At 74.4% G+C, this 22,802-nt stretch carries 18 protein-coding genes; 10 read left to right on the top strand and 8 right to left on the bottom strand.

The genetic code is table 11. The features are described 5' to 3' along the window. Positions 1–60 precede the first annotated feature (60 nt). The gene (locus tag IE313_RS00315) at positions 61–1,173 is read right to left on the bottom strand and encodes a citrate synthase 2 (protein WP_189928817.1); all 1,113 of its coding nucleotides are present in this window, start codon (positions 1,171–1,173) and stop codon (positions 61–63) included. 344 nt (positions 1,174–1,517) lie between these two features. Here IE313_RS00315 and pdxH point away from each other — a divergent pair, with 344 nt between their 5' ends. Both pdxH and IE313_RS00305 read left to right on the top strand, forming a co-directional pair. Further along, entirely contained in the window at positions 1,518–2,156 is a 639-nt protein-coding gene (pdxH, locus tag IE313_RS00310) for a pyridoxamine 5'-phosphate oxidase (RefSeq protein WP_189929243.1), read from the top strand. A 611-nt stretch (positions 2,157–2,767) separates the two neighbouring features. Then, complete coding sequence (locus tag IE313_RS00305; protein WP_189928816.1) at positions 2,768–4,198, top strand: PAS domain-containing protein; 1,431 nt, start codon at positions 2,768–2,770, stop codon at positions 4,196–4,198. Between the two features lie 63 nt (positions 4,199–4,261). Here IE313_RS00305 and IE313_RS00300 read toward each other — a convergent pair whose 3' ends face one another. Continuing rightward, positions 4,262–5,017: an SIS domain-containing protein gene (locus IE313_RS00300; protein ID WP_189928815.1), complete on the bottom strand. Its 756-nt coding sequence runs from the start codon at positions 5,015–5,017 to the stop codon at positions 4,262–4,264. A 428-nt stretch (positions 5,018–5,445) separates the two neighbouring features. Here IE313_RS00300 and IE313_RS00295 point away from each other — a divergent pair, with 428 nt between their 5' ends. Both IE313_RS00295 and IE313_RS00290 read left to right on the top strand, forming a co-directional pair. Then, a complete protein-coding gene (locus tag IE313_RS00295) occupies positions 5,446–6,138 on the top strand; it encodes an iron-dependent transcriptional repressor DtxR (protein WP_189928814.1) in 693 nt (230 codons plus the stop codon). Between the two features lie 606 nt (positions 6,139–6,744). After that, a complete protein-coding gene (locus IE313_RS00290; RefSeq protein WP_189928813.1) occupies positions 6,745–7,605 on the top strand; it encodes an alpha/beta fold hydrolase in 861 nt (286 codons plus the stop codon). Positions 7,606–7,747: 142 nt separating this feature from the next. Here the strand turns inward: IE313_RS00290 and IE313_RS00285 are convergent, their stop codons facing one another. The 3 genes from IE313_RS00285 to IE313_RS00275 all read right to left on the bottom strand — a co-directional run bounded on the left by IE313_RS00285 (position 7,748) and on the right by IE313_RS00275 (position 11,324). After that, positions 7,748–9,400, bottom strand: a complete 1,653-nt coding sequence (locus tag IE313_RS00285; RefSeq protein ID WP_189928812.1) for a transporter — start codon at positions 9,398–9,400, stop codon at positions 7,748–7,750. Then, positions 9,397–10,218, bottom strand: a complete 822-nt coding sequence (locus IE313_RS00280; protein WP_189929242.1) for an ABC transporter ATP-binding protein — start codon at positions 10,216–10,218, stop codon at positions 9,397–9,399. The genes IE313_RS00285 and IE313_RS00280 overlap by 4 nt, the downstream gene beginning before the upstream one ends. A gap of 482 nt (positions 10,219–10,700) precedes the next feature. Further along, positions 10,701–11,324, bottom strand: coding sequence for a bifunctional DNA primase/polymerase (locus IE313_RS00275; RefSeq protein ID WP_189928811.1), 624 nt, complete (start codon positions 11,322–11,324; stop codon positions 10,701–10,703). A 575-nt stretch (positions 11,325–11,899) separates the two neighbouring features. Here IE313_RS00275 and IE313_RS00270 point away from each other — a divergent pair. Beyond that, positions 11,900–13,288, top strand: a complete 1,389-nt coding sequence (locus IE313_RS00270; RefSeq protein WP_189928810.1) for an NsdA family TPR-like regulatory protein — start codon at positions 11,900–11,902, stop codon at positions 13,286–13,288. 461 nt (positions 13,289–13,749) lie between these two features. Next, on the top strand, positions 13,750–15,537 hold the full coding sequence (locus IE313_RS00265) for a hypothetical protein (RefSeq protein WP_189928809.1): 1,788 nt from the start codon (positions 13,750–13,752) through the stop codon (positions 15,535–15,537). 148 nt (positions 15,538–15,685) lie between these two features. Here IE313_RS00265 and IE313_RS00260 read toward each other — a convergent pair whose 3' ends face one another. Beyond that, positions 15,686–16,996, bottom strand: coding sequence for an ABC transporter substrate-binding protein (locus IE313_RS00260; RefSeq protein WP_189928808.1), 1,311 nt, complete (start codon positions 16,994–16,996; stop codon positions 15,686–15,688). 171 nt (positions 16,997–17,167) lie between these two features. On the opposite strand from IE313_RS00260, the gene IE313_RS00255 reads away from it, so the two are divergent. Both IE313_RS00255 and purU read left to right on the top strand, forming a co-directional pair. Then, complete coding sequence (locus IE313_RS00255) at positions 17,168–17,614, top strand: SCO4402 family protein (protein ID WP_189928807.1); 447 nt, start codon at positions 17,168–17,170, stop codon at positions 17,612–17,614. A gap of 31 nt (positions 17,615–17,645) precedes the next feature. After that, on the top strand, positions 17,646–18,527 hold the full coding sequence (gene purU, locus IE313_RS00250; protein WP_189928806.1) for a formyltetrahydrofolate deformylase: 882 nt from the start codon (positions 17,646–17,648) through the stop codon (positions 18,525–18,527). A 224-nt stretch (positions 18,528–18,751) separates the two neighbouring features. On the opposite strand, the gene IE313_RS00245 is transcribed toward purU, so the two are convergent. After that, positions 18,752–20,188 (bottom strand): anti-sigma factor family protein, encoded by a 1,437-nt coding sequence (locus IE313_RS00245; RefSeq protein WP_229924259.1) that lies wholly within the window; start codon positions 20,186–20,188, stop codon positions 18,752–18,754. Beyond that, a complete protein-coding gene (locus IE313_RS00240) occupies positions 20,185–20,841 on the bottom strand; it encodes a sigma-70 family RNA polymerase sigma factor (protein WP_189928805.1) in 657 nt (218 codons plus the stop codon). The genes IE313_RS00245 and IE313_RS00240 overlap by 4 nt, the downstream gene beginning before the upstream one ends. A 475-nt stretch (positions 20,842–21,316) precedes the next feature. On the opposite strand from IE313_RS00240, the gene IE313_RS00235 reads away from it, so the two are divergent. Both IE313_RS00235 and IE313_RS00230 read left to right on the top strand, forming a co-directional pair. Further along, positions 21,317–21,691 carry an STAS domain-containing protein gene (locus IE313_RS00235; RefSeq protein WP_189928804.1) on the top strand — a complete coding sequence of 125 codons (375 nt, stop codon included), beginning with the start codon at positions 21,317–21,319 and terminating at the stop codon, positions 21,689–21,691. 259 nt (positions 21,692–21,950) lie between these two features. Then, positions 21,951–22,463, top strand: a complete 513-nt coding sequence (locus IE313_RS00230) for an EF-hand domain-containing protein (RefSeq protein ID WP_189928803.1) — start codon at positions 21,951–21,953, stop codon at positions 22,461–22,463. Positions 22,464–22,802: the final 339 nt, after the last annotated feature.

Genomic DNA, 22,802 nt, shown 5'->3' with positions numbered 1-22,802 from the left:
CCCACGCCCCGTCCCGGCCCACGCCCCCGTCCCGGCCCACGCCCCGTCCGGGGGCGGTGCCTAGCTCCGTCCCGGCGCCCCGAGGCCCTCGGATCCCGGGACCTCACCGACGCCGCGCGGCCCCGGGCCCACATAGCGCGCGGTGGGGCGCACCAGTCGACCCGTGCGCTTCTGCTCCAGGATGTGCGCCGCCCAGCCCGCCGTACGTGCGCAGGTGAACATCGACGTGAACATGTGCGCGGGCACCTCGGCGAAGTCCAGCACGATCGCGGCCCAGAACTCCACGTTGGTCGCCAGCACCCGGTCGGGACGCCGTTCGTGCAGCTCCGCGAGCGCCGCACGCTCCAGGGCCTCGGCCACCTCGAACCGGGGCGCGCCCAGCTCCCGTGCCGTGCGCCGCAGCACTCGCGCGCGCGGGTCCTCGGCGCGGTAGACCCGGTGCCCGAAGCCCATCAGCCGCTCGCCGCGGTCCAGCGCGCCGCGCACATAGGCCCCCGCGTCCCCCAACCGCTCGATCTCCTCGATCATGCCGAGCACCCGGGACGGCGCGCCGCCGTGCAGCGGCCCGGACATCGCGCCCACCGCCCCGGACAGCGCCGCGGAGACGTCGGCACCGGTCGAGGCGATGACACGGGCGGTGAAGGTGGAGGCGTTCATGCCGTGCTCGGCGGCCGACGTCCAGTAGGCGTCGACGGCCGCCACGTGCCGCGGGTCCGGCTCGCCGCGCCACCGGGTCATGAAGCGCTCGGTGACGCTCCCGGCCTTGTCGATCTCCCGCTGCGGCACCATCGGCAGCCCCCGTCCGCGTGCGGACTGCGCGACGTACGACAGCGCCATGACGGCGGCCCGCGCCAGGTCCGCCCGGGCCTGCGCCGCGTCGATGTCCAGCAGCGGCCGCAGGCCCCACACCGGCGCGAGCAGCGCCAGGGCCGCCTGCACGTCCACCCGCACGTCACCGGAGTGCACCGGGATGGGGAACGGCTCGGCGGGCGGCAGTCCCGGCTCGAACGACCCGTCGACGAGGAGCCCCCAGACGTTCTGGAAGGTGACCTTCCCCACCAGGTCCTCGATGTCGACGCCCCGGTACCGCAGGGCCCCGCCCTCCCTGTCGGGTTCGGCGATCTCTGTCTCGAAGGCGACGACTCCCTCGAGGCCCGGTATGAAGTCGGACATCGGACGGCTCCTTAATGCCAATGGCCCAAGTGCGGGGGACGAACTGGTGAGAAGTCCTTGAACGAAGGCTGCCACCGGGTTTCATGACCGTTCACCCGGCTCCCGAACCGGAAACCCGTACGGGACCTCACCTCCGCCGCCGGCCGTCCGTACGGCAAGATGACCGCGTGACAGACCGCTCGCAGCCAGCCGACGCCACCCCGGACGCCACCCCTGACGCCGCCCGGCAGGACAGGGCCGCGGACAGCACCGCGGCAGCGGCCGCCGCGGCAGACGCCGCCGCTATCGACGCCGCCGCCCACCCCGCCGTGGCGGTGCCGCCCGGCGCCGCCGACCCCGCCGAGATGCGCGCCCACTACCGTGCCGAGGGCCTGGCGGAGGCCGACCTCGCACCGGGGCCCATGGAGCAGTTCGGCCGCTGGTTCGAGGAGGCCGCGCACGTGGCCGAGCAGGGCGGTCTGTACGAGCCCAACGCCATGGTCGTCTCCACCGTCGACGCGGAGGGCCGCCCCAGTTCCCGGACGGTGCTGCTCAAGCAGTACGACGAGCGGGGCTTCGTCTTCTACACGAACTACACCTCGCGCAAGGCCCACGACCTGGCCGCCAACCCGCGGATCGGGCTGCTCTTCCCCTGGCACCCGATGGCCCGCCAGGTGGTGGTCACCGGCACCGCGACCCGCACCGGCCGCGACGAGACCGCCGCCTACTTCCGCACCAGGCCGCACGGCTCGCAGCTCGGCGCCTGGGCCAGCGAGCAGTCGTCCGTGGTCGCCTCGCGCGCGGAGCTGGACCGCGCCTACGAGGACCTGGCGACCCGCTACCCGGAGGGCGAGGCGGTGCCGGTCCCGCCGCACTGGGGAGGCTTCCGCATCGCTCCGCGGACGGTGGAGTTCTGGCAGGGCAGGGAGAACCGCCTGCACGACCGCCTGCGCTACACCAGGACACCGGCGGGGGCCTGGCGGGTCGAGCGGTTCTATCCCTGAACGGCGGCGCGGCGGCGCGGCGACCGCAGGGCGCGGAACGGGGCACCGGCCGGGACCTTCAGCGGCCCGGGCGCAGGGGCCTGGAGAACGGACAACCCGCGGGCCATGGTTCCTACCGCCTGGGCGGAGGAAGCCGGCCGGACGTACCGGCGGCCCGCGGGTCGGGTGACTGTGTGGAATTGGCCGGCTGCGCGCACGACGGCACGCGGGTCCGGCACCGCACTGAGTGTGATGACGGGCCGCTAGCCCGCAGTCACCTCTCGCGTCCGGTATGTGTACATCTGCCGAACCACCTCCTTTCCCGAGTGGTCCCAGCCTAGGCACGCCCGGGCCCCGCGCTCAAGAGGGTTTTTCGGGGCGTCCGGCGGCCGCCGGGGCTGCCGGGTGTTTTTCACAGGGTGGGCAGTTGTTCATGGGGCGGGAAGAGGGCCATCATCAATGGCAGACGTCATGGCGGATGTGAACACCGATGTCACCCCCGCGTCGCCGGGTATTCACAGTGCGACGTTTTTCGGGGAACGGCATGTGGGCTCCGTCACGTTCGAGTTGAATGATCGGGAGTGCCGTCGCCACGCGCACTCCACTGGAATCGGCCGGCAGGGGGTGCCCCGGTGAGTGCTTCCCGGCGCAGTGGAACCACCGACGAGCTGGGCCCGCCCGAACCCGAGCGGGACGGCGCGGACCTGCTCGCCGCGCTGCTCGACGGCATGGACGCCGCGCTGTGCGCGTTCGACGCGGACGGCGTGGTGACCCACTGGAACCGCGAGGCCGAGCGGATCCTCGGCTGGAGCGCCGCCGAGGCGGTCGGCAGGCACGGCTTCGCCGGCTGGGCCGTGCGCTCGGCGGACGCCGAGGAGGTCCAGGGCCGGCTGTTGTCGGCGATGCGGGCGCCCGGCCGCCAGGTGCACGAGTTCGCGCTGCTCACCAAGGACGGCGGGCGGGTCCTGGTCCGCACCCAGTCCGCGGCCGTGCGCGGCACCGGCGGCGAGCCCGCCGGCGTGTACTGCGCGTTCAGCGAGGTGCACGCCCAGATAGACCTGGAACGCTCCATCGCGCTCAGCGAGGCGCTGTTCGAGGACGCCTCCTGGGGCGTCGTCCTGGTGGACGCCGACCTGCGTCCGGCCGTCGTCAACAGCTACGCGGCCCGCGCCCTGGGCAGCGGCCGCACCGCCCTCCTGGGGCGCCCCCTGGGCGAGCTGATCACCCAGGGCGTGGACGAGCTGGAGAGCGCCCTGACGCACGTGCTCGCCGAGGGTGCGCCGCCCGCGCCCGCCGAGATGTGGGTGACCCTGCGGACCCCCGAGGGGGAGCGCCGCCGCTGCTGGCGCAGCGGGTTCCTGCGGCTGGCCTCGCCGCTCGCCGAGGAGCCGGTGCCGCTGGGCGTGGGCTGGCTCTTCCAGGACGTCACGGAGACCAAGCAGGCCGCCCAGGAGGCCGCCCAACTGAGGTTCCGCGCGAACCAACTGCACCGCGCCGCGCGCACCGCCGCGGAGTGCGAGGACCCCTCGGAGGCCGCCGCCGTCCAGCTCGACTTCGCCCTGGCCGGCTTCGCGGACCACGCCCTGATCGACCTGATCGCACCGGGCGCGGCCCCGGACGGCGGCCCCGTCCGCCTGGTCCGGGCCGTGACCACGCCCTCCGGAGCGCCCGGCGCGGGCGTCCCCGCGGACGGCACGGGCCTTCCCGTCCGGTACACCGCCGGGCACCCGGCGCTCCAGTGCGTGGACCGGGAGGGATCCGTGCGCGCCAGCGCGTACGCCCCCCGCGCCGGCGACCGGTCCCGCGGTGCCGGGCAGGCCGACACCGACCGGGTCGCCGCGCCGGCGTGGGCCGCGGACCGGCAGTGGCCCGAGGACGCGGTGCACGCGCTGTGCACGGTGCTGCGCAGCCGGGGCAGGACCCTCGGCGTGGTGACGTTCCTGCGCGGCGCGAGCCGGGCGCAGTTCGACCGTACGGACGCCACCTACGCGGAGAGCGTCGCCGTACGCATAGCGGCGGCCCTCGACCTCTCCCAGGTGCTCGGCGGCGACGGGCAAGGGTGAGCGCCCGCCCGGGCCGGCCGCCGTGCCCCCGGCGGGCCGCCCGGGGCACGGGCGCGGCCCGCGTCAGTGCTGGTAGAAGATCCGGTCCCGGTACTCCGTGAACACCTGCTCGTTCCACGCGTGGCCGCCGTCCACGTTGGCGGAGCGCAGCAGCGGGGGCTCGGTGCCGCGCTCGGCGAGCATCCCGGCGGCGGTCGCCACCGTGGCCTGGAGCAGCGCACTGGTGACGACGGTGGAGGCGGGCGCGAAGGGTGCGGCGATGCCCGGCGCGGACAGCTCCGCGTCGCCGACCGGGATCCTGCTGTCCAGCACCACGTCGCAGTGGTCCTTGAGGAAGGTCCCCGACGCATGGCGCGAGGCGGTCGCGGCGGTGTAGCCGACCGAGGTCACGCCGATCACCTTCAGGCCGCGCTCCCGGGCGGCCAGCGCCATCTCCACGGGGAGCGCGTTGCGCCCGGACAGCGAGATGATCACCAGTACGTCGCCGGCCCGTGCCGGGCTCGCGCCCAGCACCGCGGGCGCGAGCCCGCCCACGTGCTCCAGCGCGGAGCCGAGCGTGGCAGGCATGACGTCGACGCCGACCGTCCCCGGCACGGTGAGCAGGTTCACCAGCGCGAGACCGCCGGCACGGTAGACGAGGTCCTGGGCGGCCAGCGAGGAGTGGCCCGCGCCGAACGCGAACAGCCGGCCGCCGGCCGCGACGGTGTCGGCGAGCAGGGAACCGGCCGCCCTGATGCTGTCCGCCTCCTCGTCGCGCACCCGCTCCAGCAGCGTGATCGCGGCATCGAAGTACTGACCGGCCAGGTCCCTGTCGCTCATCCCGAGGTCCTCTCGTGGGTGGCCGCAGGAGGATCTGCGGCGCTGTGGTGCGGTGCGGTGCGGTGCCGGGGGAGCGGGGGCGGTGCCCGGGGCCGGGGAACATCGCAGCTTTCCCTGGCCACGCGCACGGATCCCCTGGCACACTCCTGGCACCCGGTCCGACGCGGGTGAGGGATCCGCGGGGGTCCCGTGTGCCCGTCCGCGCCCCGGCGCGTCCCGCGGCGTGCCGCCGATCACGGTGCGGTCCGTACCAGTGCGCTGTCAACCGGTTCCCGAGGGTGCGCACGCCGTCCTGCGGCCGGCCGCCGTGATTCCGGCGGGTCCGGTTGTCAGCGGTATGCGTCAGAATTGGTTGAGGGCCACGCGCACCCGTGGGTGTCACCGGCGGGGAGAGCAGCACAGCCAGCAGAGCCAAGCGAGGGGCACGTATGTCCGGACTGATCGACACCACGGAGATGTATCTCCGCACCATCCTCGAGCTGGAGGAGGAGGGTGTGGTTCCCATGCGGGCCCGCATCGCCGAGCGGCTGGACCAGAGCGGCCCCACCGTCAGCCAGACGGTCGCGCGCATGGAGCGGGACGGCCTGGTGGCCGTCGCCAGCGACCGCCACCTGGACCTGACGGAGGAGGGCCGCAGGCTGGCGACCCGGGTGATGCGCAAGCACCGCCTCGCCGAGTGCCTGCTGGTCGACGTGATCGGCCTGGAGTGGGAGCAGGTGCACGCGGAGGCGTGCCGCTGGGAGCACGTGATGAGCGAGGCCGTGGAGCGCCGCGTCCTGGAGCTGCTGCGCCACCCCGCCGAGTCGCCGTACGGGAACCCCATCCCCGGCCTTGAGGAGCTGGGCCAGAAGGACCAGGCCGATCCGTTCCTCGACGAGGGCATGGTCTCGCTCGCCGACCTCGACCCGGGCACCGACGGCAAGACGGTCGTGGTGCGCCGCATCGGCGAGCCGATCCAGACCGACGCCCAGCTCATGTACACCCTGCGCCGCGCGGGAGTGCAGCCGGGCTCCGTGGTGAGCGTGACCGAGTCGCCGGGCGGGGTGCTGGTGGGCAGCGGGGGCGAGGCCGCCGAGCTGGAGTCCGGCACCGCGTCGCACGTGTTCGTGGCCAAGCGCTGACCGGCCGCCGCACCCCGGCTCCCGTCGGCACCTTCCAGATGTCAAGTTATGTGGCATCAGGGGAGGTTGTGTTCAAGTCGCCGGTACGCAGGATGCAAAATTAACCGGATTCTGTGTGCGGAACGGCAGCGCACGGACGCTTTGCGTGCGAGGCTGTGCCGAGAGGCATATGACCTGAGAGGGCTGTCCTCGGTTGTCTGTGACCTGATGGAGGCCCGGCCCGGGCCCCGGCGGTGCCGGCCGCCGGTCCTGCTGCGTGGCCAGGAGAGGGGTGGTGCGATGTGCCGTACGAATGCGCACGACGCGCGCCGGAGGGGACGAAGCGAAGGTCCCGGCGCCGAGCGGCGCCGGGACCCGTCCTCCCCTGCTGACCCGGAGCCCCGAGCTCTCAGGGTCAATCCCCTCGGACCGGTGTCCCCGAGCGGTCCGCCTCCCGGTGAAGATCTCCCCTTGGCCGAGCCGATCAATCCCCGTGTGCGGTCACTCGAACGAGGGGTGTTGGCGCCAGAAGCAGCAGTCTCGAATATGCGTTCGATATCGTACGGGCGCTCTGGGACGAACGGCACTTACCAGGCCAGGCCGGCCGGAGACACAGGGGGCCTATAGATGGCGCGGCGTATCGACGTGACGGGCGCGGGTGGTGTGCGCCTGGCCGCCTGGGAATTCGCCGATCCGCCCAAGAGCGGAGACGTCGCACACCAGCCCGGCGTGCTGTTACTCCATGGCCTGATGGGCCGCGCCTCGCACTGGGCGGGCACGGCGCGCTGGCTCGGGGAGCGGCACCGCGCGGTCGCGCTCGACCAGCGGGGCCACGGCCACAGCGCCAAGCCCGCCGCCGGCCCGTACAACCGCGAGGCGTTCATCGCGGACGCCGAGGCCGCCATCGTCCAGCTCGGCCTCGCCCCTGCGGTGCTGATCGGCCACTCCATGGGCGCGCTCACCGCCTGGCAGCTCGCCGCCCGCCGCCCCGACCTGGTGCGCGGTGTGGTGATCTGCGACATGCGCGCCTCCGCGCTCGGCGTCGCCTCCCAGCGCGAATGGGAGGACTGGTTCAAGTCCTGGCCGGTGCCCTTCGCCACGCTCGCCGACGTACGCAAGTGGTTCGGCGAGGACGACCCCTGGGTGGAGCGCCCCAATCCGGTCCGCGGGGCCTTCTACGCCGAGGTGATGGCGGAGTTCCCCGACGGCTGGCGTCCCGTCTTCGATCCCGCGCAGATGCTCAAGGCCCGGGAGACCTGGGTCTACGAGGCGCACTGGGAGGAACTGGCCCAGGTGCACTGCCCCACCCTGGTCGTCCGCGGTCTGGACGGCGACCTGGGCCGCGCCGAGGCCCAGGAGATGGTCCGGGTCCTGCCCATGGGCCAGTACGCGGAGGTCGCGGACGCCGGCCACCTCGTCCACTACGACCAGCCCGAGGCGTGGCGCGCGGCGATCGAGCCGTTCCTGGAGGGCGCGCTGACGGGGTGACCGTCCCCGGCCGGGGCACGGGGGCGCCCTCGTCCCCGGAAGCACGTCCCGAGGTCCCGCGAGCCCCCGGGCACCCCTCGGCCCCCCGTCACGGGACGGGCCCGTGTCCACGGGGGGAGGGGCAGCCCGCGGGGCGGGAGGGTCAGCCCACGGTGACCGCCGTCAGGATCTCGGGCAGACGGCGGGCCATACAGGGTGCGGCGAGACGGAGGCCGACGACGGTGGCCGCCGTTCCGTAGAGCGCGCCGAGCGGCAGCAGCACCCAGCCCCAGTCGCCCGCGCCCGACAGGTGCAGCCAGAGGGTGGCGCCGAGCAGCGGGGAGCAGAGCAGGGCGGAGGCCGCCATGCCGCCGACGATGGAGATGCCCGCCAGCCCGCTCTGGCCGGGGGCGACGTTCTTGTAGCCCTCGCGGGGGATCGAGTACGGGAAGCGGGCCGAGGACCAGGCGCCGGTGGCCAGCAGCGCGCCCAGCAGCCCGTAGGAGAGGCCGAGCACCTCCGGCAGCCGGTTCCAGCCGCCGACCAGCGCGGTGGTCACGAGCGTCACCAGCGTCGCGTACGGCACGGTGATCAGGATCAGCGCCTGCGCACGGCCACGCAGCTCCAGCAGCGCCTCACGCGGTGCGGAGACGGTGGTGGCGACGATCCAGAACGCCGAGCCGTCCTGCCCGAACTGGTTGTACATCTGGATGCCGAGCATCCCCGAGGCGAAGCAGGCGAAGTACACCGACCCCGAGTTCTGCAGGGCGTTGAAGACCGGCACGATCAGGCCGATCGTCAGCGAGGTCACCCAGGCGGCCTTGGTCTTCGGGTCGCGCCACACATAGCGCAGGGTGCGCTCCATGGCGGCGCCCAGGCGCCCCTCGGGCAGCAGCCGGGCCAGTCCGACGCCGCGGCCCGCCCGCTGCCGGCCGCCACCCGAGGCGTCCAGTGTCGAACCGTCCGGCGAGGTCATCAGCCGGGTGATGCTGTTCTGCCACAGGTACAGCAGCACCACCAGGGCCACCAGGGTCAGCGCCAGTTGGACGGCCCCGGAGAGGTAGGCGCCGTCGCCGATCGAGTCGACCGCGCCCAGGGCCGACGCGGGCGGGATCCAGCGCACCACGTCGGCCAGCGGGTCGAGCTTGCCGAGGCCAGCCGTGCCGAGCTTCTGCGCGCTGAAGTTCACCACCTGGATGCCGACCGCGATGATCAGGCCGCTGAGGACCGCGAGGTCGCGCCCCCTGCGTGAGGTCAGCAGCCGGATGTTGGCGGCCGCGACCGCGCGCGCCAGGGCCACGCAGACCAGCAGCGCGAGCAGCACCGCGGGCACCGCGACGGCCGCCGCCGCGGCGCCGTGCGCCAGCGCGATCGCGGACCCCACCACCAGGCAGAGCGTGAACAGCGGGCCGATGCCGACCAGGGACGCGGCCAGCAGGGCCCGCACCAGGGGCCGCGGATGCAGCGGCAGCATCACCAGGCGCGTCGGGTCGAGGGTCTCGTCGCCGCTCGGGAAGAACAGCGGCAGCACCGCCCAGCCGAGTGCCAGCACGGCCACCAGCAGCACGCCGATCGTCGTGGCGTGCGCGCTGCCGCGCAGCGCCACGAGGCCCGCCAACTGGAGCACGGCGAAGAGCAGCACGACCACGACCGACGCGAGGTACACCGCCCGCCGCTTGGCCGACTGCCGCAGGCCGTTCCTGAGCAACGAGAGCTTCAGCGCGACCATCACGGGCGTGAGGGGCGTGGCGGCGCCCCCCACCGGGCCGCCGACGTCCCCGGCGGGTGTGGTGCCGGACGGGGCGGGCGCGCTCATCGGGTGCCTCCGCCCAGCCAGTCGAGGGAGGTCTCGGCGTCGTCGCCGCGGACGCCGACCAGTTCGAGGAACGCGGCCTGGAGGGAGGGCGCGTCGCCGCGCACCTCGTCGAGCGGGCCCTGCGCCCGGATCCGGCCCGCGGCGAGCACGGCGACCCAGTCGCACAGCGACTCGACGAGTTCCATGACATGGCTGGAGAAGACGACGGTCGCGCCGGAGGCCGTGTAACGCTCCAGCACCTTGCGGATGGTCTGCGCGGAGACCGGGTCGACGCCCTCGAACGGCTCGTCGAGGAAGAGCACTTCGGGGTTGTGCAGCAGGGCGCAGGCGAGGCCGATCTTCTTGCGCATGCCGGTCGAGTAGTCGACGACCAGCTTGTGCTGCGAGCCCGAGAGCCCGAGCACGTCGAGGAGCTGGGCGGCGCGCTTGTCGACCTCGGCGGTGGGCAGTCCGCGCAGGCGGCCGGTGTACGTGAGGAGTTCGCGGCCAGAGAGCCGCTCGAACATCCGCAGTCCTTCGGGGAGCACGCCGATCCGGGACTTGACGTCGGCGGGGTCGCTCCAGACGTCGCGGCCGACGACCTCGACGGTGCCCTGGTCCGGGCGGAGCAGGCCCGTGATCATGGAGAGAGTGGTGGTCTTTCCCGCGCCGTTGGGGCCCACGAGGCCGATGAAGCGGCCGGCGGGGAGGGTGAGGTCGATGCCGGCCACGGCGATCTGCTCGCCGAAGCGCTTCCAGAGGGACCGGATCCGTACGGCCGCCTCCGGTTCCTCGCCTGCCGCCCGTTCCTCGGCCGCCACCGGTCCCTCGGCCGCCACCGGTTCCTCGGCCGTCGCCGAGGAACCGGCTGCTGTGTTCTTCGCGGCTTCCGCCGGTTCTGTTCCTGTCACCGGTCTGCCCTTCCCCGTTGTCGTCAGGTGCTGGCACGATACGGCGTACCCCTGAACCGGGGCCCCGCTTCGGGCCGCCGGCTTCTCCGGGACGGGAGCGGACCCGCACGCGGCGCGACGGGAGCACTGGGCCGCGGACGGGGCCCCGCGCTCCGGCCGCGGCGAACGGAGGCCCGCGGCGGGACGCGTCCGCCCCCGACCGGTCCCGGGGCGCCCCTGACCGGCCCCGAGGTGCGTCCGGTCGTGCCCCGGGGCGCATCCGACCGGGCGCAGGGGTTACGCCCGAGGCCCCGGACGGCGCCTGCCCGCGCCGCGGCCGGCCGCCGGCCGCACCCGCCACCGCCGCGCCCACAGCGACACCCACGGGGCTCCGGCGATCACGCAGGCCGCCCCCGCGCTCCCGAAGCCGCTCACAGCGCGCCCTCCCGCCCGCACGCGTAGGCCACCGCCGCCACCAGTTCCTTGGCGTCCGGCAGCCACCGGTTGGCCGCGGTCGGCCGCCGGGCCCACTGCACGAGTCCCCGGCCGCCGAGCCGGGTCGGCGGCGCCGCCACGTACGCCCCCTCGCCGAGCGGCGCGAGGTCCAGCGCCGTGGGCGCCCATCCCAGCTTCCGCAGCATCCCCGGCACCTTCGCCGCGCCTCCGGGCAGCACGAAGAACTGCAACCGCCCGGTGGGCACGCGCGTGACCGGTCCGAGCGTCACCTGCATCCGCTCCATCCGCGCCAGCGCCAGGAACCCGGCCGTCTCGGGGACGTCGAGCACGTCGAAGGCGCGGCCCGCCGGCAGCAGGATCGAGGCCGTGGGCCGCTCGCTCCACATCCTGCGCACCGCCGTCGCACTACCGGTGGCCAGCGCCGGCCAGTTCTCGTCCAGCGCGTGCGCTCCCGGTGCGGCGCACGACGGCTCCCGGCACGAGCACGTCTGCACCCCGTCGCTCACCTCCAGCCATGCGCCGGGGAACACGTCCCAGTGCCGCTCCTCCGCGTACCTGACGGCGGCGTCCGGCAGTCCGTCGCCGTACTGCTGGGTCATCCGCGAGGTGTCGCGGGCGGCACGCGGAACCGGGCGGGACGCGGGCGCGGCGGCCCGGGGCTTGGCCTGAACACCGGCTGGGGGGACGGCAACACGGGCTGAGGGGACCGCTGAGGTCACTCCGATGGTCTCTTCCACAAACAAGCCTAACGTCCGTTTGTCACAACGGGTTACGGCTTTGGTGAGCGCCGGGGAGGAGCACTCGATCTTCGTCCGGGCGCACAGGTGCACACCCGGGGGCGCGCGCGGGCAGCGGGCCCGCGTATCGGGTACCCAGGGAAGGGGGCGGGGACGGCTCCTGATCGGGCATCAGTACGGAATATCTCTTACCGGGCATTCCCCGTATGTCCCGCATCGACCCTTTACTTGCTGGGCATCGATCACCGGTGAGGGCCCCCGAGAGGGGGAGACACCTCGTCGACGCCAGGACGCGCGGACGGGGCGGCGTCCCCGGGCGGCGCTCCCGGAGAGCCTGCCCCGCGAAGCGGACTCCAGGGGGCGCGTCCGCACGTCACGCACGACCATCCGACCGGTGCACGGGCAGGCACCACCGTAGCCACAGGGGGTACGACGCCATGGCCGCAAGGCCCCTCGTCGCGCGGCAGCCGAACGAACGGCTGCAGGCGCTCATCCAGGAAGCCGCGTGCTCCAACGCGGGACTGGCCCGCCGGGTCAATCTCTGCGGCGCGGAGCACGGTCTCGATCTGCGCTACGACAAGACGTCGGTGGCCCGCTGGCTGCGCGGGCAGCAGCCGCGCGGCCGCGCGCCTGCCATCATCGCCGAGGCCCTCGGGCGCAAGCTCGGCCGTACGGTCACCATCGACGAGATCGGCATGGCCAACGGCAAGAACCTCGCCTCCGGCGTCGGCCTGATGTTCTCGCCGACCGTGCTCGGCGCCATCGAGCAGGTCTCCGAACTGTGGCGCAGCGACGTCGGCAGGCGGGACTTCCTCACCGGCTCCTCCGTCGCCGCGTCCGCACTCGTCGAACCGAGCCGCGACTGGCTGATCTCCACACCCGACCCCCAGGTGGCCCGCACCGCGGGCCCGCGCGTCGGACTGTCCGACGTGGCAGCGCTGCGCGCGATGACGCAGGCACTGGTGGACCTCGACCACCAGTACGGCAGCGGCCAGGTGCGCCCGGTCGTGGTGCACTACCTCAACAGCGTCGTCTCCGGGCTGCTGGCCGGCTCGTACCGGGAGGCGGTGGGCCGCGAACTCTTCGCGGCGGCCGCCCGGCTGACCGAACTGGCCGGGTACATGGCCGTCGACACCGGGCAACCCGGCCTGGCCCAGCGGTACTACATCCAGGCCCTGCGTCTCTCCCAGGCCGCCGGGGACCGCGGGTACGGCGGGTACGTGCTGGCCGCGTCCATGAGCCACCTGGCGGCGCAGCTCGGCAACCCGCGGGAGATCGCGCAGCTTGCGAGGGCCGCCCAGGAGGGCACCCGCGGCCGGGTCACACCGCGTGCCGAGGCGATGTTCCACGCCGCCGAGGCCCGCGGCCACGCCCTGCTCGGCGACGTCCGCCAGGCCCAGGAGGTGGCCGGCCGGGCGCTCGCGGCGATGGAGCGCGCCTCGGGAGAGGAGGACTCGGGCGACGACCCGGCCTGGATCGCGCACTTCGACGAGGCGTACCTCGCCGACGAACTCGCGCACTGCCACCGCGACCTCGGCCAGGCCGAGGGGGCGGCCAGGCGCGCGCAGGAGGCGCTGGCCGGGCTCCCGGCGTCGCGGGCCAGGCGGCGCGCCATCGGCTACGTCCTGCTCGCCACCGCCCAGGTCCAGCAGCGCGAGGTGGAACAGGCCTGCCACACGGGACTGCAGGCGGTCGAACTGCTCGGCTCGCTGCGCTCGAACCGTGGTGTGGAGTACCTGGAGGACCTCCAGGAGCGGCTGGAGCCGTACCGGGACGAGCCGGTGGTGCGGGAGTTCGGGGCGCGGCTGGAGCTCCAGGCGGCCTGACCCGGGCGGGGCGGACGGCCGGGCGGTCGGGATCCGGCGGCGGGCGGATCGGGGCGGGCGGCCGGGCCGGGCGCCGGGGCCGGGACGGGCGGAGCGCGGCGGGTCCGCCCGGGCCTGCCGCTGCCGTACCCGGCGGGGTGCGGGCGCGGGGGTCCGGGGTGCCACGGGCACCGCCCGGGGAGGGCCGGCAACGGCCCCCGCGGGCACCCGAGGTGGCGGCCGCGGGCCGGATGTGACGCAGACCATGCCCCGCGGCGGGCACCCGGACGCAAGGCCCCGGAACGGCGCTGTACTGGTGAGACGTGTTACCGGGCGGGGCCCGGCGTCCGTTTCCTCCCCGTCCGGCCCCGCCCCTTCGCCGTCCGGCGGCCTCCGGGGGACCGCGCTGCGTGGCACCCGGCTGCGGGCAACCGGTAGCGTGATCCGACGATTCCGATGATCCCCCTTATGTAGGAGTCCCGGTGACGCAGAGCGGACACGGCGAGGATCCGCACCTTCCTGCGGTGCGGCAGCCGCGTGAAGGAATCGTGCTGCCCGCCGACGGCAGCGGGCCGCTGGTGCCGGGCGCCACCGGAGACCGGACGGCACCGGCCGGCGGCAGCCCTTGGGGGCAGCCGTGGGGGCCGGACCAGGCCGCACAGCCGCCCGCCGCCCCGGCGGGCGCACCGCAGGACGCATGGGCGGGCGGCCCCGGCCTGCCCGAGGCCGCCCCGCCGCAGTGGGGCACGCCCGGCGCGGCCCCGCAGCCGCCCGCTCACACGCACCAGCAGTACCAGCAGCAGTACCAGCAGCCGTACGGTGCGGGTCCCCTGCCTCCGCAGGCGCCCGCAGCGGGCCCCGCGGGAGCGGACGCCGGTCCCGCGGGGTACGCCCCGGCGGGCCCGGGCGCGCAGGCGCACGGGCCGCAGGGCGGGGCCGCAGGACCCTACGGCCACGCCGGCCCCCTGCCGCCCGCCGCGCACGGCGGGGCACCGCAGCCCGCGGGCCCGGGCGCGATGCCGCCGGGCGGACCGGGCGGCACGCCCCCGTTCGGGCAGCACGGGGCGGTGTCCGCCGCGGACCGGGGCGCGCCGCTGCCGCAGGCCGGCTACAACGGAGCGCCGCCGCAGGCCGGGCCGGGCGTCCACGCCGCGGGCAGTGTGGACGAGGCCGCGACGCAGTACCTTCCGCCGGTCGGGAACGGCGCGCAGGGCGGTCCGGGGGCGCTGCCGCCGGAGATGCCGGCGGAGTCGACCCAGCGTCTGGGACGGGTGCCGCAGCACGGTCGGCACGCGGGGCCCCCACCGGCGCAGGCGCAGCACCCCGACAACCAGCCCACGCAGTACATCGCCCCCGTCCCCGCGCCGCCGCCCGGCGCCCCCTACGGCGTACGGCCCGGCTCGCCCGGCGACGGCCAGGGGGAGGACCGGCAGCCGCCGGCCGAGTTCGACAGCCTCTTCCGCACCCGGTCCGAGCAGGAGGGTGCCGGCGCCACCCAGCAACTGCCCCGGTTCGAGCAGCCCCAGGGGGCGGGCCACCCCGGACCCGGCCACCCGCACGGCGCCGCGGCCGCCGGGGCGCCCGGCGGGTACGGCGGCGGGGCGCACGAGGACGGGCACGGCCGGGCCGCGGGGCGCCGCGGGGGCGCCTCCCGTTCCAAGGGGCCGCTGATCGCGGCGCTGGGCATCGGCATCGTGGTGCTCGGCGTGGGCGCGGGTGCGCTGCTCAGCGGCGGCGGGGACGGCGACGGGGACGGCGACAAGAAGACCGTCTCGGCGACCGCACCGACCGGCGGGGCGTCGGCGGCCCCCGACCCCGGGCAGGCCCAGGCGACCGAGCTGGACAAGCTGCTCGCGGACAGCAACAACAGCCGGGACACGGTGATCGGGGCCGTCGACGACGTCAAGAACTGCAAGGACCTGGGGAAGGCCGCCACCGATCTGCGCAACGCGGCCAAGCAGCGGAACGGCCTGGTCACCCGGCTGTCGGGGCTGTCCGTGGACAAGCTGGCGAACCACACCCGGCTGACCTCGGCGCTGAACGAGGCGTGGAAGGCGTCGGCCGCCGCCGACAACCACTACGCGGCCTGGGCCGATCAGGTCTCCGGCAGGCACGGGTGCCACAAGGGGCACGCGCGCAACACTCCGCAGGTCGCGGCGGGGAACAAGGCGAGCGGGGACGCGACCTCGGCGAAGGAGACGGCGGCGGGGCTCTGGAACGCGATCGCCGAGAAGTACGGGTTGACCTCCCGGGACAAGTCCGAGCTGTGAGGTACCGGGGCCGCCCCCTCCCGGGGCGGCCTCGGACCTCCGTGCGGCCCACGTCGCCCGTGCGGCCGGTGCCGCCCGCGCCGCCCGTGCGGCCCGTCCTCGAACGCCGGGACGGCCCGCCGCCCGTGTCAGGACGCTCCCGCCCGTGTCAGGACGCGCTCTCCAGCGTCCCCGAGACATTGACGAACCCCTTGCGTTCCGCGACCAGGCGGCCGTCGCGGACCTGCTGGAAGGTGACGTCGGCGTTGACCAGGCGGGGGTAGTCCTCGGCGGCCAGGAAGTCCTGGAAGCGCCATCTGAGCGGCGGTGTGAGGCCGCCGGTCCCGACTTCCAGGCCGTTGTCGAAGGCGTGGCGCAGCGAGTTGGCGGTGACGTCCTGGTCGCCCAGGGACTCCACCGCCCTGCGCAGCACGGTGTAGGCGATCCAGGTGGTCTGGACGCCCGCGTCCGCCGGGTCGACGCGGTTGTCGCCGAACGCGTACCTGCGGATGACGTCGCGCATCGCGTCCCACCGGGAGTCGGTGAGGACCGGGTACCAGCCGGTGACGTACGCGCCCTCGTACGGGCTGGAGGCGCCGCCCGTGCGGTCCACGGTGGACTGGTCGACGCTGCCGAGCACGGAGGCGACCTTGACCGCGGGGTAGGCGTCGCGGGTGCGGCGGAAGGAGTCGAAGAACGTGTCCGTGCGGTCGCCGAGCACGGCCGACACGCAGCCCTCGCCCTGCGCGGCCGGATCGCCCACGCCGCCGGCCGCGCTCAGCGCGTGCTCGGCCTGGGCGTCGTACTCGGTGGCGTCCTCGACCGTGCGGATGTCGGTGGCCGGGGCGTGCCGCCCCGCGCGCAGGCCCGCGTCGAGGAGCTGCGGAAGGCTGTCGCCGGCGATCGTGTCGGGGCGGACCAGGGCGATCCGGGAGCAGTTCGCGGCGAGCTGGCGCCCGCCCCCGGCCATCAGCGCGGGCTGGCCGCCGTTGACCGGGTAGGACAGCGGGCTGGTGAACTCCTCGTCGGTGAGGCCGTAGCCGCCGATGTAGGGGATGCCGGCGGCTTCCAGCGGGGCGAGGAACGAGCGGCTGTACTGGCTGTAGGAGCCGACGACCGCGACCGCCTTCGCCTCGACCGCCCGGCGCGCGCACGCCGCGGCGCCCACCGTGGTGTTGTGCTCGTTGCAGGTGAGGACGTCGAGGTGGTGGCCGCCGAGGCCGCCGTTGGCATTGGCCCAGCGGGCGTACGCCTGGGCCAGCGCGGGCATGCCCGGCTTGTTGGTGGCCTTGGTGTTCTGCGGCGCCCACGTCATGACGGTCACCGGCCCGCCCGGGTTCCCTCCGCCGGGCAGCACCCCGCAGGCGGCGCTGAGCGCCGCACAGAGCGCCAGGCAGAGCCCGGCACGGAGCGTGGACCTTCCGTGACGGTGCGGAAGGCGGGTCGGGAGTAGGGTGCGCCTGCTTCGCCGGGCGGTCATGCACCCGCACGATTCCTTCGGCTCGCGAATCTCCGTGTGCGCGTCGGCCAACGGAAGGTGACGCGGGGGTGAATTGCGGGGCGGCCCGCGGCCTTCCGTAGGAGAAACGTATGATCATCAACCGTGCGGAGTTCCGAGAAGTCTTCCCGTCGCGGTCCTGCCTCATCCACCATGGACGGCATGCCGCTGAACGACATGCCGTGGTGGCGCTGGCGCAGCAATGTGCGCTCCGCGCTGCACATGCTCTCCGACCCGCAGTTCCAGCGGGAGTGCTGGCTCGCCGGCCGTGCCGGGTACGGCGACGTCACCGACGCCGTCTACCGCCTGGTGGAGGACACCTGGCTGGACAACTGGTCCGCCGAGAAGTACGTGGGCACGATATTCCGCGACTCGCAGGAGGCCTCCCTCGTCGACGTCGCCGTCCTGCGGGTGCTGCGCATCATGCACCAGGTCGGCCCCGACGCCCCGGTGTCCGCCTATCTGAACCACCACGCGTGGCCGGAGGCGGTGCGGGCGGCGCGTGATGCCCATGTGCGCCTGGCGACCGGCGACGGCGACGACCCCGACGAGCCGCCCAGGTCGCTGGAAGTGCTCCAGATCATGACCAGGTCGGCCTGATCGCGGCGCGGCGTGTGGGATTCTTGCGGGCATGAACGAGCAGTCCGCCCGCCAGACCGCGCCCGCCGAGCAGTACGTGCTGACCCTGTCCTGCCCGGACAGGCAGGGCATCGTGCACGCCGTGTCGAGCTACCTCTTCATGACGGGCTGCAACATCGAGGACAGCCAGCAGTTCGGCGACCATGACACCGGTCTGTTCTTCATGCGGGTGCACTTCTCCGCCGAGGCCCCGGTGACCGTGGAGAAGCTGCGGGCCAGCTTCGCCGCGGTCGGCGACTCGTTCCAGATGGACTGGGGGATCCACCGGGCCGACCACCGCATGCGGGTGGTGCTGATGGTCTCCGGGTTCGGGCACTGCCTGAACGACCTGCTGTTCCGGGCCCGTACCGGTGCGCTGCCGGTGGAGATCGCGGCGGTGGTCTCCAACCATACGGAGTTCGCCGAACTGGTGGCGTCGTACAACATTCCATTCCGCCATATTCCGGTCACTGCGGACACCAAGGCGGAGGCCGAGGCCGAGCTGCTCGACCTGGTGCGCGAGGAGCGCGTGGAGCTGGTGGTGCTGGCCCGCTATATGCAGGTGCTCTCGGACGACCTGTGCAAGCAGCTCAGCGGCCGGATCATCAACATCCACCACTCCTTCCTGCCGAGCTTCAAGGGCGCCAAGCCGTACCACCAGGCGCACGCCCGGGGCGTCAAGCTGATCGGCGCGACCGCGCACTACGTGACGGCCGACCTGGACGAGGGGCCGATCATCGAGCAGGAGGTCCAGCGCGTGGGGCACCAGGTGACCCCCCGGCAACTGGTCGCCATCGGCCGGGACGTCGAGTGCCGGGCCCTGGCCCGGGCGGTCGCCTGGCACGCGGAGCGCAGGATCCTGCTGAACGGGCGGCGAACGGTGGTGTTCGCCTGACGGCTCCCGACGGGGGCGGCCGGCGCGGCCCCGGGAGCACGCCGGCTCGGGCCGCCGGCTCGGTTTGCAGGTTCGGTTCGTCGGTTGGGTTCGTCGGTTCGTGCTGTCGGTGCTTGTCGGTGCTTGTCGGTGCTTGTCGGTGCTTGTCGGTGCTTGTCGGTTCGTGCTGTCGGTTCGGGTTCGGGCTCGGCCGCGGATCGGGTCCCCGCTCGGCTCGGGCACCGCTACAACCGGCTCAGCGCGGCCGCCGCGGTCAGCACCTCGGTGATCGCCTCGCGGTCGCCGGTGCCGCCCGCCATCGCGTCCTGCGGCGGGATGCGGCCCGCGGCCAGGCGGCAGAACTCGACGCCGTCCAGCGCGACGTGCGCGACCTCCTCGGCGCCCTCCGACGCGGGCCCGGACGGACCCTCCAGCGGGACCAGCCACTCGCCGCCGCCGGCGCCCTCGATCTCCAGGCGCAGTGAGCGCGCGTGCGCACCGGCGCGGGCCGGGGCGGCGCGGTCGTACCTGCGGCGGGCCAGGGCGGCGGGCAGCAGGCGGGCCGCGAGGTCGATCATGCGGTGCAGATGGTTCGCCGCGGGCGGCCCATAGGGGTAGGCGACGGCCTCCGCGACGTCGCCCGCGTGGATCCAGCACTCGAAGGCCCGCTCCAGCAGCGCGTCGGGGAGTGGCAGGACGAAGTCGCCGTAGGACACCGGCGCCCCGGCGGCCCCCGGCTCCGCGGCCTCCTCGGCAAGGAACGACACCGTGCGCACCAGGCGGCGGCTCTGCTCGCGCCAGGGCAGGCGGACGAGGCAGGTCGGCGGTACCGGCGAGGCCCCCCAGTACGCCTCCGTGCGCTTGGTGGGACCGAGGCCGCCCGGGGTGTCGGCGCCCAGCGGGTCGGCCAGTTCGAGCGCGACCGCGACCAGGCCGTCCACGCTCAGCAGATGGGCGACGGTGCCGGCGACCGTCGTCCGGCGGCTGACCCGTCTGCCGTGCTCGTACCAGCGCAGCCGCACCGGGGCGTGCCACTCGGCGCCGCCGATGTCCTTGAGCAGCGCGTCGAGCCGGGCCGTCTCCGCCTCGTACGGCACGGCCCAGTCCGGCACCGGGACGCGCGGCGGGCGGCGGCCCAGGCAGTGGGCCAGCACCCGGGGGCGCAGCTCGGGGGCGAGGTCCAGATTCTCGGCGGGGTGCAGCAGGCCCACCGCGTCCCGCAGTCTCAGTGCCTCCTCGGCGCAGGAACCGCAGTCGCCCAGATGGTGCTCCACGGCCGCCGCCTCGCGCGGGGAGCAGGCGGTCAGCGCCCAGGCGCCGAGCAGCGAGCGCAGCGCGGTGTGCGAGAACTGCTCGGGCGTCCTGCCCTGCCGTCGCGCCGGGCGCGGGGCGGGGGCCTGCGGCCACGGGGACGGGGCGGGGCCCCGCAGCGGCCCGCCGTCCTCGGCCGGGGTGCGCTGCATGGGTATGCGGACGCTCTCCAGGCCGGCCTGGTCGTCCCACTGGCCCCGGTCGTCCCGGTTGTTGCAGCGGGGGCGGTCCCGCGGGTTCTCCGAACCGTCCTGGTGATCCGAACCGTTCGGCTCCTCCGGGTCGTTCGGCTCTTCCGAACCGTTCGGCTTCTCGGGGTTGTCCGCGCCGTACGGACCGTTCGGGTGCTGCGGATGGTCGGCGTCGGTCACGTCGTCCTCCCGGGGTTCGAGGAGGGGTCGGCCGGGTCCGGTGGTGTGTCGTAGCCGAGGGGCGGGTCGAGCGGGCCCGAGCCGTGGGCGGTGGCGAGGAGTTGGAGGCCGAGACGGAGGCGGCGGTGTGCCTCGTCCTCGGTGATGCCGAGGTCCGCGGCGGCCTGGCGGCAGTCGCGGCGCCGGAAGTAGGCGAGTTCCAGGGCGGCGCGCAGCGAAACCGGCATGGACTCCACGATGTAGTCGGCGCGCGCCGCGGCGGAGGCCCTGTGGACCGTGCGCTCCAGTTGCTCGCCGGCGTGGTCGCCCGGCCGGTCCCGCTCGTGCGCTCCGCCCCCGTCGCCCCGCGCCGCCGCGGCCCCGGCCGGCGCGGTGCTGCGCAGCCGCTGTACGGCGAGCCGGTGGGCGAGCTCCGCGAGCCAGGTGCGCAGCGGGCCGCGCTCGGGCTGGTAGGCGTCCGGGTGCTCCCACAGGCGGGCGAAGACCTCGCGGGTGATCGCATCGGCGGCGGCGTCCTCGGCGAGCACGCGGTGCGCGAGGCCGTGCACGAGGGGGGCGTAGCGGTCGTACAGTTCGCCGAGCGCCGCCGCTTCCCCGCGGGCCAGGCGCAGATGCATGGCGCGGTCCCAGCGGGGCGGTGCGTTCTGAGCCATGACGGCCCCCTCAGCCTTCGTCGTGCTCGGCGCCTGTCCGTCGTGCCGCGCTGCACCGGACCGCCCGCGGCCCGGTGCGCGGCACGGACGCCGCGGTTGCCTCTTCCCTCCTCCGCCGCGCCAGGCCGCCCGCTGTCCCGTCCCTTTCGTCCTGCCGCGCGACGGCCCGGTGGCCCGGGCCGCGGTGTCGAATGTAGTGGCCGCCCTCCGTGCGCACCCCTCTTTGCCGCATTGTGCGCCCCGGAGCAAGCCGCAGATGGTAGAGGGACACTCACGCTCCGTGCGGACTACCGCTGACTTCTTTATCGTTGATGCTCAGCTATTGGTCAATAGTGACCGAAAACGTTCTTAGACGTTCGAGCGGTTCCGTTTTGGTGGTACTACGAAGGGTGTTTCATCACGGAGAGGCCGGGGCAGCCGCGCAACACGGGGATATGGCCGGGTCTTCCGGAACGGCGAGCGAAGGGCGAGGGGCGTGGCGCTCAAGGTGACCGAGGACGCGCAGGGCGGCTGGGCCGTGCTGCGGGTTTCGGGCGAGATGGACCTGGTGACGTCCCCTGCGCTGCGCGAGCGGGTGCACCTCGTGGTGGCCGACGGCCGGCACAGTCTCGTACTCGATCTCTCCGACGTGCTGTTCTGCGATTCCAGCGGGGTGGGCGTGCTGGTCGCCACGCGCCGTCTGATGCGCTCGTGCCGCGGTCGGCTGCGCGTGGTGCTGCCGGCCCGGGGTGCGGAGGAGGGTTCGCACGTCAACCGGGTGCTCGCCGCCCTCGGCGTGCGCCGCCTCTTCGAGGTCTACGCGGACGTGGCGGACGCCACCGCCGACACCGCGGAGCCGCTGTCGGCCTGATGGGGCCGCCCGGCTCCCTCGTCGCGCCACCCGCCACGCCCGCGGCCGCCCGTCGCGCGCCGGGTTCCCCCCGTACGCTCCCCCGTGCGCCGTCCGCTGCACCCGGCGCGCTTACCGGAACTCCCGCCGGCCCGCAAGGGGCGTTCGCTCGCCGGGCGGGACGTCGTACGCTCGCCGCACAAGGACGCAGGCTCCCCGGGAGAGGACGTCCGCTCCCGGCGGATCCACCCACCGGACATGTGAGGCGGCCCGACACGACATGGTCAGTTCCGAGTACGAGCACAGGATCGCCACCAGGTTCGCCGGCTTCGACCAGGACGGCAACGGCTACATCGACCGTCAGGACTTCAGCGGCGCGGCCAAGGCGCTCCTGGCCGAATTCGGCACCACGGCCCGGTCGGACAAGGGTCAGGCCCTGTTCGTCGGCGCCGAGGCGTTCTGGCAGGGCATGGCCGGCATCGCGGACCGGGACGGCGACCAGCGCATCACCCGCGACGAGTTCGTGAACGGGGCGGTCAAACGGCTGCGGGACAACCCGGACCGGTTCGCCGCCATCGCCCGCCCCTTCCTGCACGCGGCGCTCGTGGTCGCGGACGGCGACGGGGACGGCACGGTGACCGTCGACGAGGCGGGCCGGGTGCTGCGGGCCCTGGGCGCAGGACCGGCCGCCGCGGCCACCGCGACCGCCGTGCTGGACGCCGACGCGGACGGCCGGATCGCCGAGGACGAGATCGTGGCGGCGTTCGCGCAGTACTTCACCGTCCCCGAGTAGGCCCGGGCGGTGGCCGCACGATGCACCGGCCCGCGGGACGGTCCCGCGGGTGCCGCGTGGCGGCGTGGAGGTGTGGTGGGGGCGCTTTGGGAGCGCTGTGGTGGTGACGGAGCGTGCGAATGCGCTGTCACGGAGCGTTGATACCGGCTTGGACCGGCTGTACGGCTCGTCACGTCATGGAGTCGGCGCCCGGCTCGGGTACCTTGTGGGAGATGCGAGTGGTTGCGAGGCCGAGGCATACCGGTGGCGCCCCTGTGGTGGCCCCGGAACTGGGCGTGTGCGCCGCTCAACAGGCAGGGCGGAGCCCCACGCCCGCCTGTTCGACTCCTCGCCGTACGC

It is taken from the genome of Streptomyces sulfonofaciens, from assembly GCF_014656295.1.
GTDB classification, from domain to species: Bacteria; Actinomycetota; Actinomycetes; order Streptomycetales; family Streptomycetaceae; genus Streptomyces; species Streptomyces sulfonofaciens.
The sequence above is the reverse complement of the archived record's forward strand: the minus strand, read 5'-3'. Positions and strand labels throughout refer to the sequence as shown.

What these genes read in the sequence shown, in the direction of transcription:
- IE313_RS00315 (WP_189928817.1), bottom strand. Translation starts at nt 1,173, where the DNA reads ATGTCCGACTTCATACCGGGCCTCGAGGGAGTCGTCGCCTTCGAGACA.
- pdxH (WP_189929243.1), top strand. Translation starts at nt 1,518, where the DNA reads ATGCGCGCCCACTACCGTGCCGAGGGCCTGGCGGAGGCCGACCTCGCA.
- IE313_RS00300 (WP_189928815.1), bottom strand. Translation starts at nt 5,017, where the DNA reads ATGAGCGACAGGGACCTGGCCGGTCAGTACTTCGATGCCGCGATCACG.
- IE313_RS00295 (WP_189928814.1), top strand. Translation starts at nt 5,446, where the DNA reads ATGTCCGGACTGATCGACACCACGGAGATGTATCTCCGCACCATCCTC.
- IE313_RS00290 (WP_189928813.1), top strand. Translation starts at nt 6,745, where the DNA reads ATGGCGCGGCGTATCGACGTGACGGGCGCGGGTGGTGTGCGCCTGGCC.
- IE313_RS00285 (WP_189928812.1), bottom strand. Translation starts at nt 9,400, where the DNA reads ATGAGCGCGCCCGCCCCGTCCGGCACCACACCCGCCGGGGACGTCGGC.
- IE313_RS00275 (WP_189928811.1), bottom strand. Translation starts at nt 11,324, where the DNA reads ATGACCCAGCAGTACGGCGACGGACTGCCGGACGCCGCCGTCAGGTAC.
- IE313_RS00270 (WP_189928810.1), top strand. Translation starts at nt 11,900, where the DNA reads ATGGCCGCAAGGCCCCTCGTCGCGCGGCAGCCGAACGAACGGCTGCAG.
- IE313_RS00260 (WP_189928808.1), bottom strand. Translation starts at nt 16,996, where the DNA reads ATGACCGCCCGGCGAAGCAGGCGCACCCTACTCCCGACCCGCCTTCCG.
- IE313_RS00255 (WP_189928807.1), top strand. Translation starts at nt 17,168, where the DNA reads ATGGACGGCATGCCGCTGAACGACATGCCGTGGTGGCGCTGGCGCAGC.
- purU (WP_189928806.1), top strand. Translation starts at nt 17,646, where the DNA reads ATGAACGAGCAGTCCGCCCGCCAGACCGCGCCCGCCGAGCAGTACGTG.
- IE313_RS00240 (WP_189928805.1), bottom strand. Translation starts at nt 20,841, where the DNA reads ATGGCTCAGAACGCACCGCCCCGCTGGGACCGCGCCATGCATCTGCGC.
- IE313_RS00230 (WP_189928803.1), top strand. Translation starts at nt 21,951, where the DNA reads ATGGTCAGTTCCGAGTACGAGCACAGGATCGCCACCAGGTTCGCCGGC.